Annotated in this window: 16 protein-coding genes and 1 pseudogene; 10 read left to right on the top strand and 7 right to left on the bottom strand. The window is 70.7% G+C overall.

The genetic code is table 11. The features are described 5' to 3' along the window. Positions 1-89: 89 nt before the first annotated feature. The 3 genes from ACFPA8_RS11220 to ACFPA8_RS11210 all read right to left on the bottom strand — a co-directional run bounded on the left by ACFPA8_RS11220 (position 90) and on the right by ACFPA8_RS11210 (position 1,831). Positions 90-416, bottom strand: a complete 327-nt coding sequence (locus ACFPA8_RS11220; RefSeq protein ID WP_386446318.1) for a DUF2516 family protein — start codon at positions 414-416, stop codon at positions 90-92. A gap of 199 nt (positions 417-615) precedes the next feature. Then, the gene (locus tag ACFPA8_RS11215; RefSeq protein ID WP_386446159.1) at positions 616-1,314 is read right to left on the bottom strand and encodes a hypothetical protein; all 699 of its coding nucleotides are present in this window, start codon (positions 1,312-1,314) and stop codon (positions 616-618) included. Between the two features lie 28 nt (positions 1,315-1,342). Continuing rightward, entirely contained in the window at positions 1,343-1,831 is a 489-nt protein-coding gene (locus ACFPA8_RS11210) for a helix-turn-helix domain-containing protein (protein WP_386446156.1), read from the bottom strand. 288 nt (positions 1,832-2,119) lie between these two features. Between ACFPA8_RS11210 and ACFPA8_RS11205 the strand changes: the two genes are divergently transcribed. Continuing rightward, positions 2,120-3,034 (top strand): AurF N-oxygenase family protein, encoded by a 915-nt coding sequence (locus tag ACFPA8_RS11205; protein WP_386446153.1) that lies wholly within the window; start codon positions 2,120-2,122, stop codon positions 3,032-3,034. A 22-nt stretch (positions 3,035-3,056) separates the two neighbouring features. Continuing rightward, positions 3,057-4,595 carry an FAD-dependent oxidoreductase gene (locus ACFPA8_RS11200; RefSeq protein ID WP_386446150.1) on the top strand — a complete coding sequence of 513 codons (1,539 nt, stop codon included), beginning with the start codon at positions 3,057-3,059 and terminating at the stop codon, positions 4,593-4,595. A 321-nt stretch (positions 4,596-4,916) separates the two neighbouring features. Here the strand turns inward: ACFPA8_RS11200 and ACFPA8_RS11195 are convergent, their stop codons facing one another. Then, the gene (locus tag ACFPA8_RS11195) at positions 4,917-6,686 is read right to left on the bottom strand and encodes a GDSL-type esterase/lipase family protein (protein WP_386446147.1); all 1,770 of its coding nucleotides are present in this window, start codon (positions 6,684-6,686) and stop codon (positions 4,917-4,919) included. Positions 6,687-7,190: 504 nt separating this feature from the next. Here ACFPA8_RS11195 and ACFPA8_RS11190 point away from each other — a divergent pair. Next, the gene (locus ACFPA8_RS11190; protein WP_386446316.1) at positions 7,191-7,754 is read left to right on the top strand and encodes a DM13 domain-containing protein; all 564 of its coding nucleotides are present in this window, start codon (positions 7,191-7,193) and stop codon (positions 7,752-7,754) included. Here ACFPA8_RS11190 and ACFPA8_RS11185 read toward each other — a convergent pair. Then, the gene (locus ACFPA8_RS11185; protein WP_386446144.1) at positions 7,741-9,021 is read right to left on the bottom strand and encodes a PucR family transcriptional regulator; all 1,281 of its coding nucleotides are present in this window, start codon (positions 9,019-9,021) and stop codon (positions 7,741-7,743) included. The two genes, ACFPA8_RS11190 and ACFPA8_RS11185, sit on opposite strands and share 14 nt — an antisense overlap. A 284-nt stretch (positions 9,022-9,305) precedes the next feature. Here ACFPA8_RS11185 and ACFPA8_RS11180 point away from each other — a divergent pair, with 284 nt between their 5' ends. The 3 genes and pseudogenes from ACFPA8_RS11180 to ACFPA8_RS11170 form a co-directional block, all read left to right on the top strand. After that, complete coding sequence (locus ACFPA8_RS11180) at positions 9,306-10,628, top strand: MFS transporter (RefSeq protein WP_386446141.1); 1,323 nt, start codon at positions 9,306-9,308, stop codon at positions 10,626-10,628. Between the two features lie 187 nt (positions 10,629-10,815). Next, a complete protein-coding gene (locus ACFPA8_RS11175; RefSeq protein ID WP_386446138.1) occupies positions 10,816-12,468 on the top strand; it encodes a long-chain fatty acid--CoA ligase in 1,653 nt (550 codons plus the stop codon). A gap of 10 nt (positions 12,469-12,478) precedes the next feature. After that, a pseudogene (locus ACFPA8_RS11170) lies at positions 12,479-12,808 on the top strand (ATP-binding protein); the annotation flags it as partial. A gap of 151 nt (positions 12,809-12,959) precedes the next feature. Here the strand turns inward: ACFPA8_RS11170 and ACFPA8_RS11165 are convergent. Next, positions 12,960-13,832, bottom strand: a complete 873-nt coding sequence (locus ACFPA8_RS11165) for a GNAT family N-acetyltransferase (protein WP_386446135.1) — start codon at positions 13,830-13,832, stop codon at positions 12,960-12,962. Positions 13,833-14,035: 203 nt separating this feature from the next. Next, positions 14,036-14,608: a rhodanese-like domain-containing protein gene (locus ACFPA8_RS11160; RefSeq protein ID WP_386446133.1), complete on the bottom strand. Its 573-nt coding sequence runs from the start codon at positions 14,606-14,608 to the stop codon at positions 14,036-14,038. 78 nt (positions 14,609-14,686) lie between these two features. On the opposite strand from ACFPA8_RS11160, the gene ACFPA8_RS11155 reads away from it, so the two are divergent. From ACFPA8_RS11155 to ACFPA8_RS11140, 4 genes are all read left to right on the top strand, one after another. Next, the gene (locus ACFPA8_RS11155) at positions 14,687-14,965 is read left to right on the top strand and encodes a metal-sensitive transcriptional regulator (RefSeq protein ID WP_386446130.1); all 279 of its coding nucleotides are present in this window, start codon (positions 14,687-14,689) and stop codon (positions 14,963-14,965) included. A gap of 559 nt (positions 14,966-15,524) precedes the next feature. Continuing rightward, positions 15,525-15,848, top strand: coding sequence for a rhodanese-like domain-containing protein (locus ACFPA8_RS11150; protein WP_386446127.1), 324 nt, complete (start codon positions 15,525-15,527; stop codon positions 15,846-15,848). Then, the gene (locus tag ACFPA8_RS11145; RefSeq protein ID WP_386446124.1) at positions 15,845-17,269 is read left to right on the top strand and encodes a rhodanese-like domain-containing protein; all 1,425 of its coding nucleotides are present in this window, start codon (positions 15,845-15,847) and stop codon (positions 17,267-17,269) included. Before ACFPA8_RS11150 ends, ACFPA8_RS11145 begins: the two co-directional genes overlap by 4 nt. A 118-nt stretch (positions 17,270-17,387) precedes the next feature. Next, entirely contained in the window at positions 17,388-18,179 is a 792-nt protein-coding gene (locus ACFPA8_RS11140) for a sulfite exporter TauE/SafE family protein (protein ID WP_386446122.1), read from the top strand. Positions 18,180-18,378 lie beyond the last annotated feature (199 nt).

Genomic DNA, 18,378 nt, shown 5'->3' with positions numbered 1-18,378 from the left:
TCGCCGGAACCGCGGCCGGGAGCGCCGCGGAACACGGACGCAGAGCACGGCCGCGGAACACGGACGCGGAACAGCCGAGAGCGGTCGGCTCAGCGGCCGTTGAAGGGCCCGTACGGTCCGTCGCTGCTGCTGCCGCCACGGCGCGGCCCGTTCCCGGTGACCTGCTTCAGGGCGGGACGGACGTCGACGATGTAGACGATCGTGGCGATCAGGCCCGCTACCTGCAGGAAGAGGATCTGGAACATGTTCGCTGCGATGGTCAGACCGAGGATGATCATCCAGAACATCTTGGTCTGCTTGCTCGCGGCGGGGTAAGCGCTGGTCGGGCGCATCGCTCCGTCGATGAAGGCGAACACCGCCATGGCCAGGAGCACCATGGAGATCACTCCCAGTACCCCGAGGAACCCCTCCATCATCTTGTCCACATCCCTGCGAGTTCGTGAGTCGGTGAGTCGCTGAGCACGTCAGCTCGGTCGGCGGCCGTGCGGTGACCCTGTGGGCCGTCCGTCCTGCCACCGTACCCGCTCGCCGGACCGGTCATCCGGGCTGTGCCCGGGCCGGTCCGGCGAGGAGGACGGTAACTGTGCGGCCGTCGTGGCCGTAGTGCCGCCGAGATCAGGAGTCGGACTTCGGGGACGACTTCCGGCCGCCGTTGGACTTCGCGGTACCCGTCCTGCCGGTGGCCGCCTTGCCGTCGGCGTTCTTCTGGGCGGAGGACTTGGCGGTACCGGACTTGGCGCCGCTGTTCCCGGCCGCGGCGGTGCCGGCCGTGCCGGTCTTGCCCGTGGTGGTCTTCGCCGTCGTGGTCCTGCGTGCGGCGGCCGTCTGCCCGGCCGTCGACGGGGCGTCGTCCGCTGCCTTCGCCTCGCCCGGCCCGGTGGTGCTCCGCCGCGGCTCGGACGGCGGCTCGGCGACCTTCACCGGCTCGCGCTCGACGGTGACCTCCGGGACGTCGCTGTTCTCGCCGCGCCAGTTCTTCACGGCGCCGCGCCCGCGGTCGGCCAGCTCGTCGTAGGTCTCACGTGCCTTGACGGCGTACTCGGCGGCCACGCCCAGGCTCTGGAGCGCGAGGTGCTGCGCCTGTTCGCGCAGCTTCTTGATGTCGGTGTCGATGTTCCCCAGGGTCTGGCTGACCTTCGCCTGAGTCTCCTTCGCCTGCTTGCTGACGCGCGCCTGCACCTCCTTGGGGTCGGTCGCGCGTACGGCGGCGATCCGCTCGGGGGCCTCCTCGCGGATCTTGTCGAGCACGCCGGCTGCGAAGTAGAGGGGCTTGGGGTCGGTGATCGTCTTGCGGAGGTCGTTGCCGTTGGGCATGGAAGGTCTCTCCCTGCTGGACGTAGTGCTATCGGGCGTCGGCCTCATGGGCCTCGGCTTCGTTCTTCCGGGTGTCCGCGGTCTGTGCGCGCTTTCCCGGCGGCCCGGTTTCCCCGGCCTGCCCGGGCGGTTCGGTCTCGCCGGGCTTTCCGGGCTCCTCGGACGCCGTGTGCCCGTTCTCCTTGCGGAACGACTCGTAGATCTGGAGCAGCGCCTGCTTCTGCCCGTCGTTGATCGAGGAGTCCGCGAGGATGGCGGCCGGAACCTGCAGCAGGTCCTCCCGGTCCCGTTCGTCGAGGATCCCGGCCTGTACGTACAGCGTCTCGGCCGAGATCCGCAGCGCCTTGGCGAGCTGCTGGAGGATGTCGGCGCTCGGCTTGCGCAGGCCGCGCTCGATCTGGCTCAGGTACGGGTTGGACACCCCGGCGGCGTCGGCGAGCTGCCGCAGCGAGAGCTTGGCGTTGCGCCGCTGCTCACGCAGGAACTCGCCCACATTGCCGACGTTCAGGGAAGCCATGCCCTCCACCATGCCCGCTCTTGCTAACTATTGCAAGCAAGGTGCTTGCAACTGTGGCGCATCTGTCACGAGCGGTGGTTGTGGATGGGCGCGGTGGCTGTCGTATTCGCGGGACGACTGCCGCGCCGTCCCGGGTGCCGTCGAGCCGCCGGTCCGGGTCCTCTCGATGCGTACTCGGGGGTAGGCACGCGGCGGCCCTTGCTATACAGTCCGTCAACAAAGAGCGTTACCGCTGGTAATAGCAGCAATGGATGAGGTACTTCCCGGACTCGATCTCAGGAGCCCCGCATGGCAGTCAGCACCCCGCGGCCGGAGACCCAGAACCAGCCCCTCGAGGACGGCATCGCTCGGCGGTTGCTCGAATCGTCCGAGCAGCTCTCGTACGACCCGCTCACCGAGGTCGACTGGGAGACACCGCTCGACGAGGACTTCCACGGCGCCAGTCCGGAGTGGAGCACCCTCTACGGGACGCGCTACTGGGCCGAGATGACCGACGCGCAGCGCAAGGCGCTGACGCGGCAGGAGGCCGCCTCGGTGGCCAGTACCGGCATCTGGTTCGAGATGATCCTTCAGCAGATGGTGCTGCGGGACATCTACGCGAAGGACCCGACGGACGACACCTTCCAGTGGGCGCTCACGGAGATAGCCGACGAGTGCCGTCACTCGATCATGTTCGCCCGCGGAGCGAAGAAGCTGCGGGCCCCGGCCTACCGTCCGCACCGGGTCGCCGTGGAACTCGGCAGGTTCTTCAAGACCGTCGCGTTCGGCGAGGCTGCGTACGCGGCGATCCTGGTCGCCGAAGAGGTGCTCGACGTCATGCAGCGCGACTGGATGCGCGACGAGCGGGTCGTGCCGTTCGTCCGCACCATCAACAACATCCATGTCGTCGAGGAATCACGGCACATGAGGTTCGCCCGCGACGAGACGCGCAAGCGCCTCGCGCGCGCGGGATGGCTGCGCCGCCAGATCCACTCGGTCATGATCGCCGTGGCGTCCTACGTCATCGTCACCAGCATGGTGAACCGCAAGGTCTATGCGAACGCCGGGCTGGACGAGGCACGCGCCGTCCGCGAGGCGAAGGCCAACGAGCACCACAAGTCGATGCTGCGCTCCAGCTGTTCGGGCCTGATGGAGTTCCTGACCTCGGTCGGACTGCTCACCAGGCCCGCGCTGTACTTCTACAAGCGCGCCCACCTGATCTGACGACCCCACGCGAGCGGACGACATGGCTTTCGCAATCACCCAGACCTGCTGCACGGACGCCACCTGCGTGACCGTCTGTCCGGTCAACTGCATCCATCCCGCGCCCGGGGAGCGGGACTTCGGCAGCACGGAGATGCTCTACGTCGACCCGAAGACCTGCATCGACTGCGGTGCGTGCGCCGACGCCTGCCCGGTGGACGCCGTCTTCCCGGTCGACCGTCTGGCGGACGGGCAGCGCGAGTACGCCGGCATCAACGCGGCCTACTTCGAGCGCCCGGAGGCGGCGCCCGCACCACCGGACGCGGACGGCCCCGGGCCGAACCTCCACGAGTGGGGCGAGCCGGCCTTCGACCGTGTCCTGCCTGCGGACTTCGGGCCGCTCCGGGTCGCGATCGTCGGCACCGGGCCCGCCGGTATGTACGCCGCCGAGGACCTGCTGCTGCACACCCGGGCCGAGGTGACGCTCATCGACCGGCTTCCGGTGCCCGGCGGGCTCGTCCGTTACGGGGTGGCGCCCGACCACCCGTCGACCAAGAAGATCGGCGACGCCTTCGCGCGCTTCCACACCCATCCGCGAGCGCGAACGCACCTGCGCCTCGAAGTCGGCGGGGACGGGAACGGGAACGTCACGGCCGAGGAACTCGCCGCACACCACGACGCGGTGATCTACGCCGTGGGCGCCGCCACGGACCGGCGGCTCGGCATACCCGGCGAGGACCGTACGGGCTGCGTCTCCGCGACCACGTTCGTCGCCTGGTACAACGCGCACCCGGAGGTCGCGCCCGACGCCGTCGACCTCTCCGCGGAACGGGTGGTCGTGGTCGGCAACGGCAACGTCGCCCTCGACGTCACCCGCATCCTGGTCTCCGACCCGGAGACGCTGGCCGGTACCGAGATCGCCGGACACGCGCTGGAGGAGCTGCGCCGCAGCAAGGTGCGCGAGGTGGTGCTGCTGGGACGCCGCGGCCCCGAACACGCGGCGTACACCCGGTCCGAACTGCTCGCCCTGAAGCACCTCCCCGGGCCGGACCTGCTCGTGGACGACCACGATCCGCGGATCGGGGCGGCCATCGACGCCGCCGGGCCGAACGAGAAGGCGTCGGTACTGCGGGGCGTGGCGCGGGAATCCGTCGACTGGTCCGCGCCTCCGGGTGCGGCAGGACGGCGCCGCATCGTGTTCCGCTTCCGTTCCGGGCCCGTGGAGGTGTGCGGGGACGGAGACATCCGCGCGGTGCGCGTCACCGGCGCCGACGGTGAGCTGGAGATCCAGGCCGGGATGGCGCTGCGTGCGATCGGCTACCGCGGAGCGCCCCAACCGGGGCTGCCGTTCGACGAGGTCACCAGGACCGTTCCGAACGAAGCCGGCCGGGTGACCGGCAGACCCGGAACGTACGTCGTCGGCTGGATCAAACGCGGGCCCTCGGGCGGCATCGGCGCGAACCGTACGTGCGCGGCGGAGACGGTCGGCACCCTGCTGGCCGACGCGGTCGCGGGCGTACTGCCCGCACCGACCGGCGGACAGCGGGCGTTCCGCCGCCTCGCACGCCGCCGGCGCCGCTGACGCTCCTCAGCCGGGCGGGCGGGGACGGGCGGACTGCTCGTCGGCGGAGTAAGCGAACTCGGCGGCACGGTGGGCGAGTTCGCCCGGCTGCCGGGTCGGGCCGTCTCGGCTCCCCCGGAAAGCGGCCGTGAACGGTGCGCGAGGTCGGAGCGTGTGCACGCCCGTCGGCAGCGCGAACCGTGCGCCGGCGGGGTGTGCTGTCACCAGGGCGAGTCGACGGTGTCTTCGCCGGGTCGTCGAGGCGTACGTCTGCCGTGGGCGCGTGGCCACGAGGCTCAGGGAGCCACGCGCCCGACAGGCTTCAGCCAGGGGCCCGGGGGCTCAGGCGGCGGTGACGGCCGCCGTGACGATGCGTGCGAACCCTTCCATGCCCAAGGCGTTGGGGTGGAACGGGACGGCGGGGGACGCCGGCACGTAGGGCTCGATCCAGCGGGTGCCGGGCGGACGGCAGACGTCGTGTCCCGTGCTCCCGGCCGCCAGGTCGATGTAGTGCACGCCCTGCGCGGCGGCGCGCTGTTCCAGCATGGTGTTGAGGTGCCCGATGGTGCTGTGGATGTAGGTGGCGTCGCGCGGCAGGATCGGCACCCTGGGGTGGCAGCCGCCGGGCGGCAGGTAACTGCCGTAGCCGACGACGTGCACCTCGGCCCTGGGCGCACGGGCCTTTACGGCGCCGATGGTGTCGTCGATGCGGGGCGCGAGGCGGGCGATCCGTTCCTTCCACTGATCGCGCCCGTTCTCCTGGAAGGTGTCGGCGCAGCGGCTTCTCAGCGGTAGCCGCAGCGGGTTGAGGCAATCGCCCATCAGGCTGCTCAGGGAGATGTCGTTGGCGCCGATGTGGAGGGTGACGAGGGTGGTGTCGGCGTCCAGCGCGTCGAGCTGCGGTGGCACCGGGCCCAGTGGGGTCTTCTGGGAATCGGTCAGGTCGGTGGTCCTGGCGCTGGAGCACGTCACGTCTGTGAACTCAGCGGTGCCGAGCGCGCGGGCGGTGCGGGCGGGGTAGTTGCGGGTGGTCCGCAGGCAGCCGGGCTGCCGCAGGTCCGGCGGGAGGATCAACGGCCCGGCGGCGGCCGAGTCCCCGAGCGCTACGTAGCGGATCTTCTCGGACTGCTGCTGGGGAGTGCTTGCCCGAGTGGCTGTGGCCTTGGTGGCCTTGGTGGCCGTGCTGCCGGTGGCCGCCGTGGCCGTGTTCGCCTCGGCCGACGTGAGGGCCGTCTTCGCCGTGGTAGCCGCTGTCGACGGCTCCGCGCGGGAGTTGCGGCGGAAGTCCGACCAGGCCGGATCGTCGCACAGCCCGCAGTCCGGTCCGAAGAACAGCGCTCCCGCTGCGGCGTCGCCCATCAGCTGATGCCGGAACCAGGCGGTGGTGGCCCCGCGGAAACCGCCCGCGTCACCCACCGTGGTCACATGACGAGCGCCCTTCAACTCGGCGTAGACGGCCGGTACTTGGTCGGCGTGGTCATACAGGGACCGCACCAGGGCGGGCGGCACGATCAGGTCGCGTTCACCGGCCAGGAAGAGCGCGGGTCCGCGCAGCGCCGAGGGGGAGTTGAGCGGCCCCGGCTGGATCGGCGCGGTGGTCTTCACCCGCCGGTCGGCTCCGGCGTTGATCGCGCCCGAGCCGCCCTGGGAATGCCCGCTGGCACCGATGTTGGCCAGGTCCACCCGCCCGTGGAACTCGCTGCTCGGGTCGGCGTTCCAGTCGGTCAGCTTGTCGATGCCGTGGAGCATCGAGATGCCGAAGTTGCCGTTCGGGGTGTTGGCGGCGGCGACGATGAATCCCTGGCCGGCCCAGTGCCGCAGCAGGGAGCTGTAGACGCCGGGGATCACGCCGGTGCCGTTGCCCCAGAGGATCACCGGATGCGTGCGCCCGCCGTCGCCCATGCCGTCCGGGTAGTAGAAGGTGTGCGTCAGGCCGATCTTGACTTTGACGCCGTACGGTCCCGGGTCTTCCCAGGGGGCTGCCGCGCTCTTCGCCGCCGGTGCGGGCTCCTCCCGTTCGGCCGCGGCTGTGGGCAGCGCCGGCAGGGTGATCAGTGTCAGTGCCGACACCACAGCGATGAGCGGTCCGGCGATACGTCGTCGCCACGTCATCGTGGCCTCCTCATGGCGATGGGGGGTACGTCTCGCGGCACACCGAAGCACCGGACCACGGCCGGATACAGACGACGCGGGACAGGTCGGGGCAGGCGACCAATCCGGGGCCGCGACGGCTGTGCAGGCGGCACAACGCTGCGGCGCGGGGGGCTCCGGTCGCGCAGGGCCCGTGGCACGGCTCCCACCACCGGCCGAGGAGGAGCGACTTGACATCCCCGTGAGATCCCGGGGGCCGCTTCGAGGCCGTCGGCTCAGACGATGGGAGCGGCCGCACGACAGCCCATACGTCAAGATCCGTGAGGGCTGTTCCAACGGACACTGCCGGTTCCGTAAGGATTCGGTAATGCTCCGACGGGTTCCCCGACACCAGCGTCGGCGCGTGAACTCGGTAAGTCCCTGCGGCGGATCGCCGAGGTCGGCTCAAACGGCGGGCGACAAGCGCGCACACCCCGCAAGGGGGGAGCCTAATACCGGGAGGCAGTAGTGAGACGGGCGAGGAAACTGGTGGGCGAGACATTGGCCATCGGCGTGTTGGTGGTCGGACTGACAGCGCTCGGCACGGGGCTTTACTGGCTGATCCAGGCGTGGCAGTGGCAGACGTGGGACGACGACGTGAACGAGGCACAGCCCCCTGCGGCGGAGGCTCTCAAGGAGCAGCACAGCCAGGCCACTGACAAGACTCTGCGCTCCACCAGCCGACTCGAACCGTTGACGCTGGCCGAAGGTGACTTGATCAGCCATGACCACCCGACCGCTGGAAAAGTGAAGGTCGTCGAAATGCCCGACGGCTCCAGGGTGTTGCGGATGGAGAACCTGAACACCAGCAGCACCAGCGGCCAGGACGTCCGCGTGTGGGTCACCGATGCACCGGTGAAGCCGGGAGAGGCCGGCGCGCGGGTGTTCGACGACGGCGCCTACGTGAGCCTCGGCGACCTCAAGTCCAACCAGGGCAACCAGGACTACAAGTTGCCTGCGAATCTCGATCTGGACCGTTACACCAGCGTCAGCATCTGGTGCGACACCTTCGCCGTCTCCTTCGGCGCCGCGCCCCTCACTTCTGCCTGAACGTTTCGCGCAGGCTCCCCGTCGACCTGTCGGCCAGTGAGTCTGCACTGTGCCACCGCGTGAGCTGCTGAACCGCTGTCAGGGCGAGGGAGGTCTCGACGATGCGAGCCGGATCGGTCAGTGAGCGCCCGGTGAGCTGTTCCAGCCGCCGCAGCCGGTTGGCGACGGTGTTGCGGTGGCAGTACAGGCGCTGTGCGGCGGCGGACATGGAGCCCGAGGACGTCAGCCAGATCTCCAGCGTGTTCAGCAGCGTGGCGCAGTCGTCGGGCGGCAGGGAGAGGACCGGGCCGAGGACCACCGTGCGCAGCCGTCCGGCCAGTTCGGTCTGCGCGGCGACGAGTGCCATCGGCAGACGCTCATCGAGCAGCGCGGTCTTCGGGCCCGTATGTCCGCAGGTGCGCAGTGCCAGCTCCGCCAGCCAGCGGGCCCGTCCCACCTCCGAGAGGGCGCCGACGACCGGGCTCACTCCCGCCCGTACGGCGTGCGGGGCGAGCAGCTCCCGCAGGGTCTCCGCGGGACGGTCCCCGAGGTGGACCAGGCCCGTCTCGCCGTCGGCGCGGATGCGCCACAGGATCCGCACGCCGGATGCCTCGCCCGGGAAACCGGCATCGGAGGAGGGCGGTCGCCCCGCGGGGTCGGCACGCAGGACGACGACGGCGTACCGGGCACGTTCCGGGAGTCCCAGCAGCGACGCGGCTTCGGAAGCGAGCCCCGCCGCCGCCCCGGAGCCTTCGAGGAGCGCGTCCAGCAGGGCGTGCCGTCGCACCTGGTCGCGGGCGGCCCGTGCGGCGTCGGCCTGCTGGTAGGACTCGGCGACGGCGTCCGTGATCTGTTCCACCACGTCCCAGATGACGGACACGATGGGCAGCAGCCGGGGCAGGGCCTCCGGCTCGCGTTCCGCGACGACCTCGGTGACGACCTCCCACAGCAGGCGTCCGCCGCGCCGGTAGGCGTGCAGCAGCGACGCCAGCGGCAGTCCTTGCTGCACTCTGCGGTGGCCGGTGCTCAACGCGTCGTCCAGGTCGATGGGCAGACCCTGAGCATGCTGGGTCACGGCGGTGAGCGCCTGGCACAGGTTGCGGTGGATGCGCTGGGACAGCTCGGTCCTGGTGATCAGTGCGGCGTACGCGGGATCGTCGCGCAGTGTGGTGGCCGCCAGGTCGTCGGCGGCCGATGCGAAGCGGCCGGTCAGTTCGTCCCGGATCGCCCCGATGATTCCCGGCACATCGTCGGGGAGCGCGTTCGGTGACAGCGCGGCCGGCTCCATGACGGGCAGCGTGGCACGGCGCGTCGGTGAACGGTAGGGACGGGCGGCAGAGCACCGCTTTCGTTGTGCACCGTGCACAAGGGAGCCACATCCCCGTTTGGCCGTGGCAACGGCTTCGGCGACACCCCTGGGACAGCAGGGCGTCCGGATGCTCGGATGCAGCCGATCGGGAGCCGCCGGACGTCCTGTTGTCCCAGGAACGCATTTCGCCCGGAACTGCGGCGCGGCGCTCACCGTCGCCTCTCCCCGCGTCACAACCCCGGAGCGTGAAGCAATGGACAGCCATGGATAAGACCTCAGCCGGATACCCGACCCCGCGGAAGACCAACCGGCGCAAGGTGGCCGCTGCCGCAGCGGCGGCCTCGGCAGTGGAGTGGTACGACTACTTCATCTTCGGCATAGCTGCCGCCCTCGTACTCGGCGGCAAGTTCTTCCCCTCCAGCAGTCCCGTCGCCGAAGTCCTCTCCGCCTTCGCGACGTTCGCGGTCGGCTTCCTCGCCCGCCCCGTCGGCGGCATCATCGCCGGGCAGCTCGGCGACAAGCGCGGCCGCAAGCCGATGCTCGTACTGGCGCTGACCACGATGGGTCTCGCCACCACCGCCATCGGCCTGCTCCCCGGCTACGACCGGATCGGGGTCGCGGCTCCGATCGCCCTGGTCGCCCTGCGCGTGCTTCAGGGCCTGGCCGTCGGGGCGCAGTGGGGCGGCGCGATGCTGATGGCGACCGAGTACGCACCGGAGGGCAAGCGGGGGCTCTACGGCAGCCTCGTACAGATGGGCGTGCCCATCGGTGTGGTGACGGCCAACGTGGCCTTCCTCGTCACCGGAAGCGTGACGGACGACGCCGCGTTCAGCTCGTGGGGCTGGCGGATACCGTTCGCCGTCGGCATCCTCGTGCTGCTGCTCGCCTGGTACATACACACGCGGGTCGAGGAGACGCCGGAGTTCCGCGAGGCGGAGCGTGAACTGGCCGAACGCGAGGGCGCTGCGCGCTCGCCGCTGCGCACCATCCTGCGGCACCACTTGGGGACCGTCCTGCTGGCCGGCGGCTCCTTCGCCGTCAACACGGCCACGTTCTACATCATCATCACGGGCGTACTGGACTACACGACGCGCAGCCTGCACATGCAGCGCAGCTCGGTCCTGATGGTTTCGCTGCTGGTCAGTCTCACCCAACTCGTGCTGATTCCCGGCGCCGCAGCCGTCTCGGACCGCGTCGGGCGGCTGCCCGTCTACACGGCCGGGGCCGTCGGTCTCTTCGTCTGGGCGGTGCCGATGTTCCTGCTCATCGACACCGGCTCGCTGTGGCTGCTGGGAGTCGGCACGTTCGTCACGAGCTGCTTCCTCAGCATCATGTACGGGCCCCAAGCCGCCCTGTTCGCCGAGTTGTTCACGGCCGAGATGCGCTACACCGGTGCGTCGCTGGGCTATCAGTTCGCGGCGGTGGCCGGCGGCGGTCTGGCCCCGTTCATGATGGTGCTGCTGCTGGAGGCGAGCGGTACGTCGATGGCTGTCTCGGCCTACGTCATGGTTCTGGCCGTGATCGCGCTCGCGTCCATCGCCGTACTGCACAAGCGGGCCCGCGTACGGCGTGAACCGGCGGACTGAACCGCCATCTCCCGCCGGTGTCAGCAGCGCAGCGCCACCACCATGCGGCCCGACCCCGGTGGCCCGGCGCAAGGTCCTCGACGTCCTCGATCCGGACGCCGCCCGGCACCGACTGCCACCTCCTGCCCCGACACCCGGGTGTACGCCCCCACTTGCCGACCGTTCCTCCTTCCTCCCAGGAGTCCTTGTGCTGAGCACCATGCAGCGCCGCCCGCTGACCGTGACCACCCTGCTGCGCCACGGCGCCACCGTGCACGGCCGCAGTGAAGCCGTCACCTGGACGGAAGGAGGAGCCAGGCGTGTCACCTACGCCGGGACCGTTGCCCGCGCGACCCGGCTGGCCGCCGCCCTGCGCGGCCTCGGCATCGACGGCGACCAGCGTGTCGCCACCCTGATGTGGAACAACCAGGCGCACCTGGAGGCGTATCTGGCGGTCCCCGCGATGGGTGCCGTTCTCCACCCCTTGAACCTGCGGCTGCCGCGCGAGCAGCTCTGCCACATAGCCCGCCACGCGGACGACCGGATCGTCCTCGTCGACGAGAGCCTGCTGCCGCTGCTCAAGCCGTTGCTGCCCGGACTCCCCGGCATCCGGCATGTGATCGTCGTCGGCGGCGCACAGCCGCCCGAGCCGCTGCCGGGCGTGGCGACCCACATGTACGAGGAGCTGCTCCGCGCAGCGCCCGAGCGGTTCGACTGGCCCGAGCCGGACGAGGACTCGGCCGCGGCGATGTGCTACACGTCCGGAACGACCGGCGACCCCAAGGGAGTCGTCTACTCCCACCGCTCGGTCTTTCTGCACTCCATGCAGGTGTGCATGCCCGATGCCCTGTGCCTCGACGACTCCGTGCGGGCCCTCGCCGTCGTGCCGATGTTCCACGCGATGGCCTGGGGGCTTCCGTACGCGGCGCTGATGTCCGGTGCGTCGCTGCTGCTGCCCGGCCCTCATCTGCAGGCGGCCCCGCTGGCCGAGTTCATCGCTGCCGAACGCCCCGGCACCGCCGCCGCGGTACCGACCGTCTGGTCCTCCCTCCTCGCACACCTCGACGCACACGGCGGTGACGTCTCCTCCCTCCAGGAGGTGCTGGTGGGGGGCGCCGCCTGCCCGTCCGCGCTGATGACCGGCTTCGAGGAACGGCACGGAGTACGGGTGATCGCCGCCTGGGGGATGACCGAGACGTCGCCGCTGGGCACGGTGGCACGTGCGCCGCACCACGCGGAGGAACCCGGGGACGCCCTGCGCTACCGGTCGACCGCCGGACGGCCACCGGCCGCGGTCGAACTGCGCCTGACCACCGAGAACGGCGACGTTCTGCCGCACGACGGCTCCACCGTGGGCGAGTTGGAGGTACGCGGGCCGTGGATCACCGGCTCGTACCACCTCACCGACGCGCCGGAGAAGTTCCGGGACGGCTGGCTGCGCACCGGTGACCTGGGCACCGTCACCCCCGACGGCTTCGTGACGCTGACCGACCGTGCGAAGGACGTCATCAAGTCCGGCGGCGAGTGGATCTCCTCGGTCGACCTGGAGAACCATCTGACGGCACACCCGGCCGTACGGGAAGCCGCCGTCATCGGCGTACCGGACGAACGCTGGGACGAACGCCCGCTCGCCGTGATCGTCTGGGCGGAGCACACCCGGCACAGCGGTGCAGCAGCCGAGTTCGCGGACCTGCGCACTCACCTCGCGGACCGGGTCGCACGCTGGCAGCTTCCCGAGCGCTGGACCACGCTGCGGACCCTCCCCATGACCAGCGTCGGAAAGCTCGACAAGAAGGAACTGCGCCGCCGGTACGCGGCGGGTGAGCTCGATGTCTCGGAAGTCGGCGGTGCGGCGGCGTGAGGGATGCGGCGCCCGCCGCGTACTCGACTACGCCGGCGGCGCTCTGGTGATGCCCATGACCGTCCTGGTCGAGCAGTACTGGCGCGAGATCAGCACGGGCCTCGCCCAGCATGCCATTCCGGTACGGCACTTCGTCCTCCACGCCGACCAGGACACCCTCCGCGCGCGCATCGCGGGCGACACTGTCATCGGCCCCGACTCCCCGTTCCGTCTCGAACACGTCGAGCCCTACGCAGAGGCCGCCCGCACGTGGCTGCACGGCGAGGCCGAGGTCGTCGACACCACTCACCTCACGCCCGCCCAGGCCGCCCGGCAGATCGCGGAGGCCGTCAATGGCTGAGGTCCGCCCCACGGTGGCGACACCGCGGCTTGCGAACGCCCTCTGCGCGACAAGAGATGAAGTGTTCTGCGCAGGTGAGGCGGTCCCGGACGTCTTGAGGCATCCGCCCACGCGTCCCGCTCGATCTCGGTCGGGCATCCGCTGCTGTGTCTCAGTCGATGCGTGCCGGCGCGAAGTCGTACACGGCCCAGTCGGTGACCGGGACGTATCCGATGCGTCGGTAGAGGGCGTTGCTGGTGGGATTGGCAGGGTCCGCGAAGAGCACGACGTCCGTCGCGCCTGCGGCCAGCGCGGCCCTGCTCACCTCGACCGTCACGGCGCCCGCGTAACCACGGCCCCGGAAGTGAGCCGGGGTGTGGACGGGGTCCACCCGGACCATGCCGCCGATCATCGAGGTCACGGCCGCCATGGAGACGGGAGTGCCGTCCGGGGTCTCCCAGAACGTGAAGTGTTTGTCGGCGAAGCGCGAGCCCGCCCAGGAGTCCGCGTCCACGGCGGGGACTTCTCCGACGGCATCGGCGAACTCGCCGCACCAGCAGACCAGTTGCTCATGGTCCCGCTCGCCCGCGACTCGGCCCCGGCCCTCCGGGAGCGGCTCCGGCGGGGTGAGCGTGCCGAGACGGTACAGGCGGATCCGCTTGCTGAGCGTCGGCGCTGCGCCTGTGTGCCGCTGCCATGCCTCGGCGAAAGCCGTGGCGGTGCTGTGATCCGCGCTGACGTATGGAAGGGAGTACCCGAGGGCGGCCAGATGAGCGGCGAGGGTGTCGGCTTGCTCCGGGCCGAGGGGGGTGAGGCTCAGACCGCGGGACGGGAGGCGGTAGAAGGTGGCGCGGACCTTGCCCTCTCGCTCCAGCCGGCCGAGGACGGGGGCGTGGGCGCCGTATGCGTCCGCACCGCGTGTGCGCAGTTTCTCGGTGACCGTCAGCGGCATGGTGTGCAGGGCGGGGCGTGAGCGCAGGAAGTCTCCGGCTCGGGCGAGAAAGCCGTCGACGTCTTCGGTGAGGTGCCAGCCGTCCAGTCGCATGCTTCATGATCCCCGATGGGCTCGCTGCGGGGGATGCGAGAGGCTCCTCCGCGACGGGTTGCGCTCCGGACCGCCGGGCCGCGCATGCGCGCCGCGTTCTCCGCTCAACCTGAGGGACCCCGGGTCAGAGCTCTGTCCTGCCTCGGTGTCGGCGAGACCGGGCACAGCGCTCCGACCGGGGTCCCGGCGCATCCCCACGTGCGCTACCGGGTGGGGAGGGCGTCGAGCGTGGCGCGGAGGTCGGAGGGGCGTGTGCGGTTGTGGGGGAGCTTGGCCAGCACGGCAGCCATACCGCAGGTGTCGGTGAGTGCGGAGAAGACGAGACCGCCGGCGACGAAGGCAGACATGAGCTGAAAGGCGGGGTGGACCAGCAGGGCGAGAAGAAGTCCGAGCAGGACGAGGGCTCCGGCCGTGAACCGGACTTGGCGCTCCATCGGCCAGGAGGCACGGGCGTCGTCGGGGTGCTCGAGCTCATGTCCTTGCTCCGCCCAGGCGTGCGTGCCGCCGGTGAGGGTGGTGGCGGTGATGCCGTGTTCCGCCAGGGCGGCACAGCCCTGGCCGGAGCGGGCACCTGAGGCGCACACGACGAGCAACTCGTGGCGCGCAGCGACCTCCTGCAGGGCGGGCACCGCGGAGGCGAGCTGGTCGAGGGGGATGTTGTGGGCTCCGGGCAGGTGTCCGGAGGCATACTCGCTGGGGGTTCGCACGTCGATCACGGTGTAGTCGCCTACGCGTGGTGCTGCCTCAGCGGGCCGCAAGGCTGCAGGGGCGGGCATGGGGGTCCTTTCGCAACGGGCCGACGGGCTTGCCCTGACGAGAGTACAATACCCCTAGGGGTATCAGGAGGAGGCGTAGTGGAGCTGAACATGGCCGCCGACGAGCTCAAGGCGGCACTCAACCGTCTGCGGCGGGCTCAGGGTCAGCTCGCCGGAGTCATCAAGATGATCGAAGACGGGCGGGACTGCGAGGAAGTCATCACGCAACTCGCGGCGGTCTCCCGGGCCCTGGACCGGGCAGGCTTCTCGATCATCGCCACCGGGCTGCAGCACTGCCTGACGGAGGAGCCGCAAGAGGCGGAGGACCGGGACAGGCTGCGCGCACGCCTCGAGAAGCTGTTCCTGTCCTTGGCCTGAGCATCCCGGTCGTGTCCCGCGGTCGTGGACGGTCCTGAAGCCGCCTGGAACGGCGCTGTCCGCCGGTTCTCCGGCTTCAGTGTCCTGGGGTGGGCGCTCCGGTCGAGCGCCCCGGGCCGGCCGAGTGCCGGCGTCCCGGGGTGCACAGTCGCCCGCCACGCACGGCCGCCGCCCGCCACGCACCGCTGTCGTCGTCCAGCCCTCGCTTCTCCTTCCTCCTCCCGCCTGTTCGCGTGCTCCCGCATCTTCGGGGGCCGTGACGAGGGCGGGCCGCAGGAGCGGGCGTCTCCCGGTCCGCGATCCCGCCGGGAACGGGCTAGAGGACGGCACGGGCCCTGCGTCGCCGGCCATTGCCGTGCCGGTGGGCCCGCTTCCGCCCGAGGTGCGACTTCGGACCCCCGCCGGCTTCGGCATTCCCCTCCCTGTGCACCCTCCTCGGCGAAATAATACCCCGGGGGGTATTGTTCACCTGAGGCAGTCGCACGGCGGTTCCCGAGGGACCGCTGCCGTGGCTTGCATCCGTCCAAGGACCGGTTCGCTCAGTGAGGAGGCTCGCTGTATGACCCGCACGGTGCGCGAAGTGACCGTCGAGGAACTGGAAGCCCAACGAAACCTCGGCGACGTGCAGGTGATCGATGTCCGCTCGCCCGAGGAGTACGCAACAGGCCATGTACCCGGCGCGGTGAACATGCCGTTCGAGGACCTGCTGGCCGCCCCCGCCGCTTCTGCGCGTGCAGGAGCGCACGTGGTGTGCCACTCCGGCCGGCGCAGTGCCGAAGCTGTCCGCGCGCTGGGGGAGGCAGGTATTCCGGCCGTTTCCGTCGCCGGTGGAACCGCCGCGTGGATCGAGTCCGGCCGCAAGATCGAAGGAGGTACGCCGTGACCGGCACAGCAACCACACAGGCAGCGGGATCTCTGGCAGGCGGTCTGGTGGTGTCCACCGTGGCCACGTCCTCCCTCGGCGACCGCAGCTACCTGGCCGCCGACGGCGCAGTGGCCGTGGTGATCGACCCGCAGCGCGACGTCGACCGGGTGATCGCCGAGGCCGGGCGTCTGGGAGTGCGGATCACCGCGGTCCTGGAGACGCACGTGCACAACGACTACGTCTCCGGCGGTCTGGAACTGGCCCGTCTGACCGGTGCCGAATACGGGGTCGCGGAGGCCGACCGGGCGCCGTTCGCGCATCGGCCCCTGCGGGACGGCGACGTCATCGAGCTGTCCGGCCGCATGCGCGTGCGCGTGGTCGCCACGCCTGGGCACACCTTCCACCACATGTCGTACGTCCTGGAGGGCGAAGCCGGGCCGGTCGGTGTGTTCACCGGCGGCTCCCTGCTGCTGGGCACCACCGGGCGCACCGATCTGCTCGGCCCCGAACACAGCCGGGATCTCGCACGGCACCAGCACGCCTCTGCCCGCAAGCTCGTCCAGGCCCTCCCCGAAGGCGCCCACATCTGGCCGACCCACGGGTTCGGCAGCTTCTGCTCGGCCACTCCCCCTTCCGGGGACGCCGCGGACATCGGCGAGCAGCTTCGCGTCAATCCGGCTCTGACGCTGGCGGAGGACGAGTTCGTCGAGCAGACCCTGTCCGGCCTGGACGCCTACCCCGCCTACTACGCGCACATGGGCGTGCAGAACGCCCGCGGGCCAGAGCCCCTGGACCTGCGGCCTCCGGCCACGGCGTCCCGGGAGGAACTGGCCCGGCGTCTGGCCGCGGGCGAGTGGGTGATCGATCTGCGCAGCCGCAAGGCGTACGCGGCCTCGCACCTCGCGGGCATCGTCAGCCTCGGCCTGGACGGCCCCATGGTCACCTGGCTGGGCTGGATGATCGACTGGGGCGCACCGGTGACACTGGTGGGCGAAACCAGCGAACAGGTCGCGGAGGCACAGCGAGAGCTGGCCCGTATCGGCATCGACGCCCTCGCGGGCGCTGCCACCGGCCAACCCGCCGAACTCGCCACCGGGCAGTCACGAACGCGTGACACCCCCACAGCGACTTTCGAGGATCTCGCCGCGGTTCAGCACGGCCGCGTCGACGGTCTGCCGGAGGCCGGCGTGGTCCTGGACGTGCGGACCCACAACGAGTTCCGCGCCGCTCATGTCGACGGTGCTGTCCACATCCCGCTGTACGAACTCAAGGCCCGTCTGGCCGAGATCCCCGACGGCACCGTGTGGGTGCACTGCGGAAGCGGATACCGGGCAACCGCCGGCGCATCGCTGCTGGAGCAGGCCGGCCGCGCAGCGGTCATCGTCGACGACGACTTCGGCGCCGCCGAGCGGGCCGGAGTGTCCATGGCGGAGATCTGAGACGCGTCGGCCCCGTGGCGGGGACGGGGCGACCGTCCCCGCCACGGGCCGCACCGTGCCCTCACCACGGGACCTGTACGGAAGGTCTTCCCCCGCCGTTCTCATGCACTGACAAGAGGTGATCAGTATCCTGGCCGCGCTCTTCGGAGCCGTCATCGGACTGGCGCTGGGGTTGCTCGGCGCCGGCGGGTCGATCCTGGCGGTGCCCGCACTCGTCTACGGCGTCGGGCATCCACTGCATGCCGCGATCCCCGTCTCCCTCGCTGTGGTGGCCGTCTCCTCGCTCGGCGGCGTGCTGCCGCGAGAGCGTCGCCGTGAAGTGCAATGGCGCATCGCCGGCGTCTTCGGCACCGCAGGGATCCCCGCCGCGTTCGCAGGTGCCGCACTGGGCCGCCTCCTGCCGCAACGCTGGCTCTTCCTCGCCTTCGCCGTACTGATGACTGTGGTGGCGATCCGGATGCTGCGCGGCTCGGACGAACCCGTCGGCGCCTGCCGCACCCGGGACGGGGGCGTCAACTGGCGCAGCTGTCTGCCCAAGTCGCTTCTCGCCGGCCTCGGTGTCGGTCTGCTGACGGGCCTGTTCGGCGTCGGCGGTGGCTTCGTCATCGTCCCGGCTCTCAGCCTCCTGCTGGGTCTGGGGCCGCAGCAGGCCGTTGCCACGTCCCTGGCGGTGGTGTTCGTCAACTCCGTGTCCGGGCTCGCCGCGCACGCGAGTGCCGTGACGAGCATGGACCTCACCGTCCTGCTGCTCTTCGCGGGCACGTCCCTGGCCGTCTCCCTCGCAGCGGCCCGCATCGCGCCCCGCCTCCCCGCCGCAACCATCCGTCGCTGGTTCGCCTACGTGGTCCTGGCGGTGGCCGCGGGGGTCGCCAGCACGGCGATCCTCGTCCCCTCCGCCCTGGTCGCATGAACGTCGCAGGCAGGACGCCCGCAGGCCCGCGCACGGAGTGACGGTCGCGGAGGGGACCGTCGCGCTCCCGGTTCCGCAGGCGTCGCCGAGCGGCACGACCGGAGACGGCCCCGCGATGAAACCGGTCCACGACCAGGACCGTGTCATCATCGGCAGGCGCCCCCGCCACGTACCGGCCGGCCGGCTCGGCGGTGCACCG

It is taken from the genome of Streptomyces ovatisporus (assembly GCF_042653885.1).
GTDB classification, from domain to species: Bacteria; Actinomycetota; Actinomycetes; order Streptomycetales; family Streptomycetaceae; genus Streptomyces; species Streptomyces ovatisporus.
This window is presented reverse-complemented; position numbering and strand designations above follow the sequence as displayed.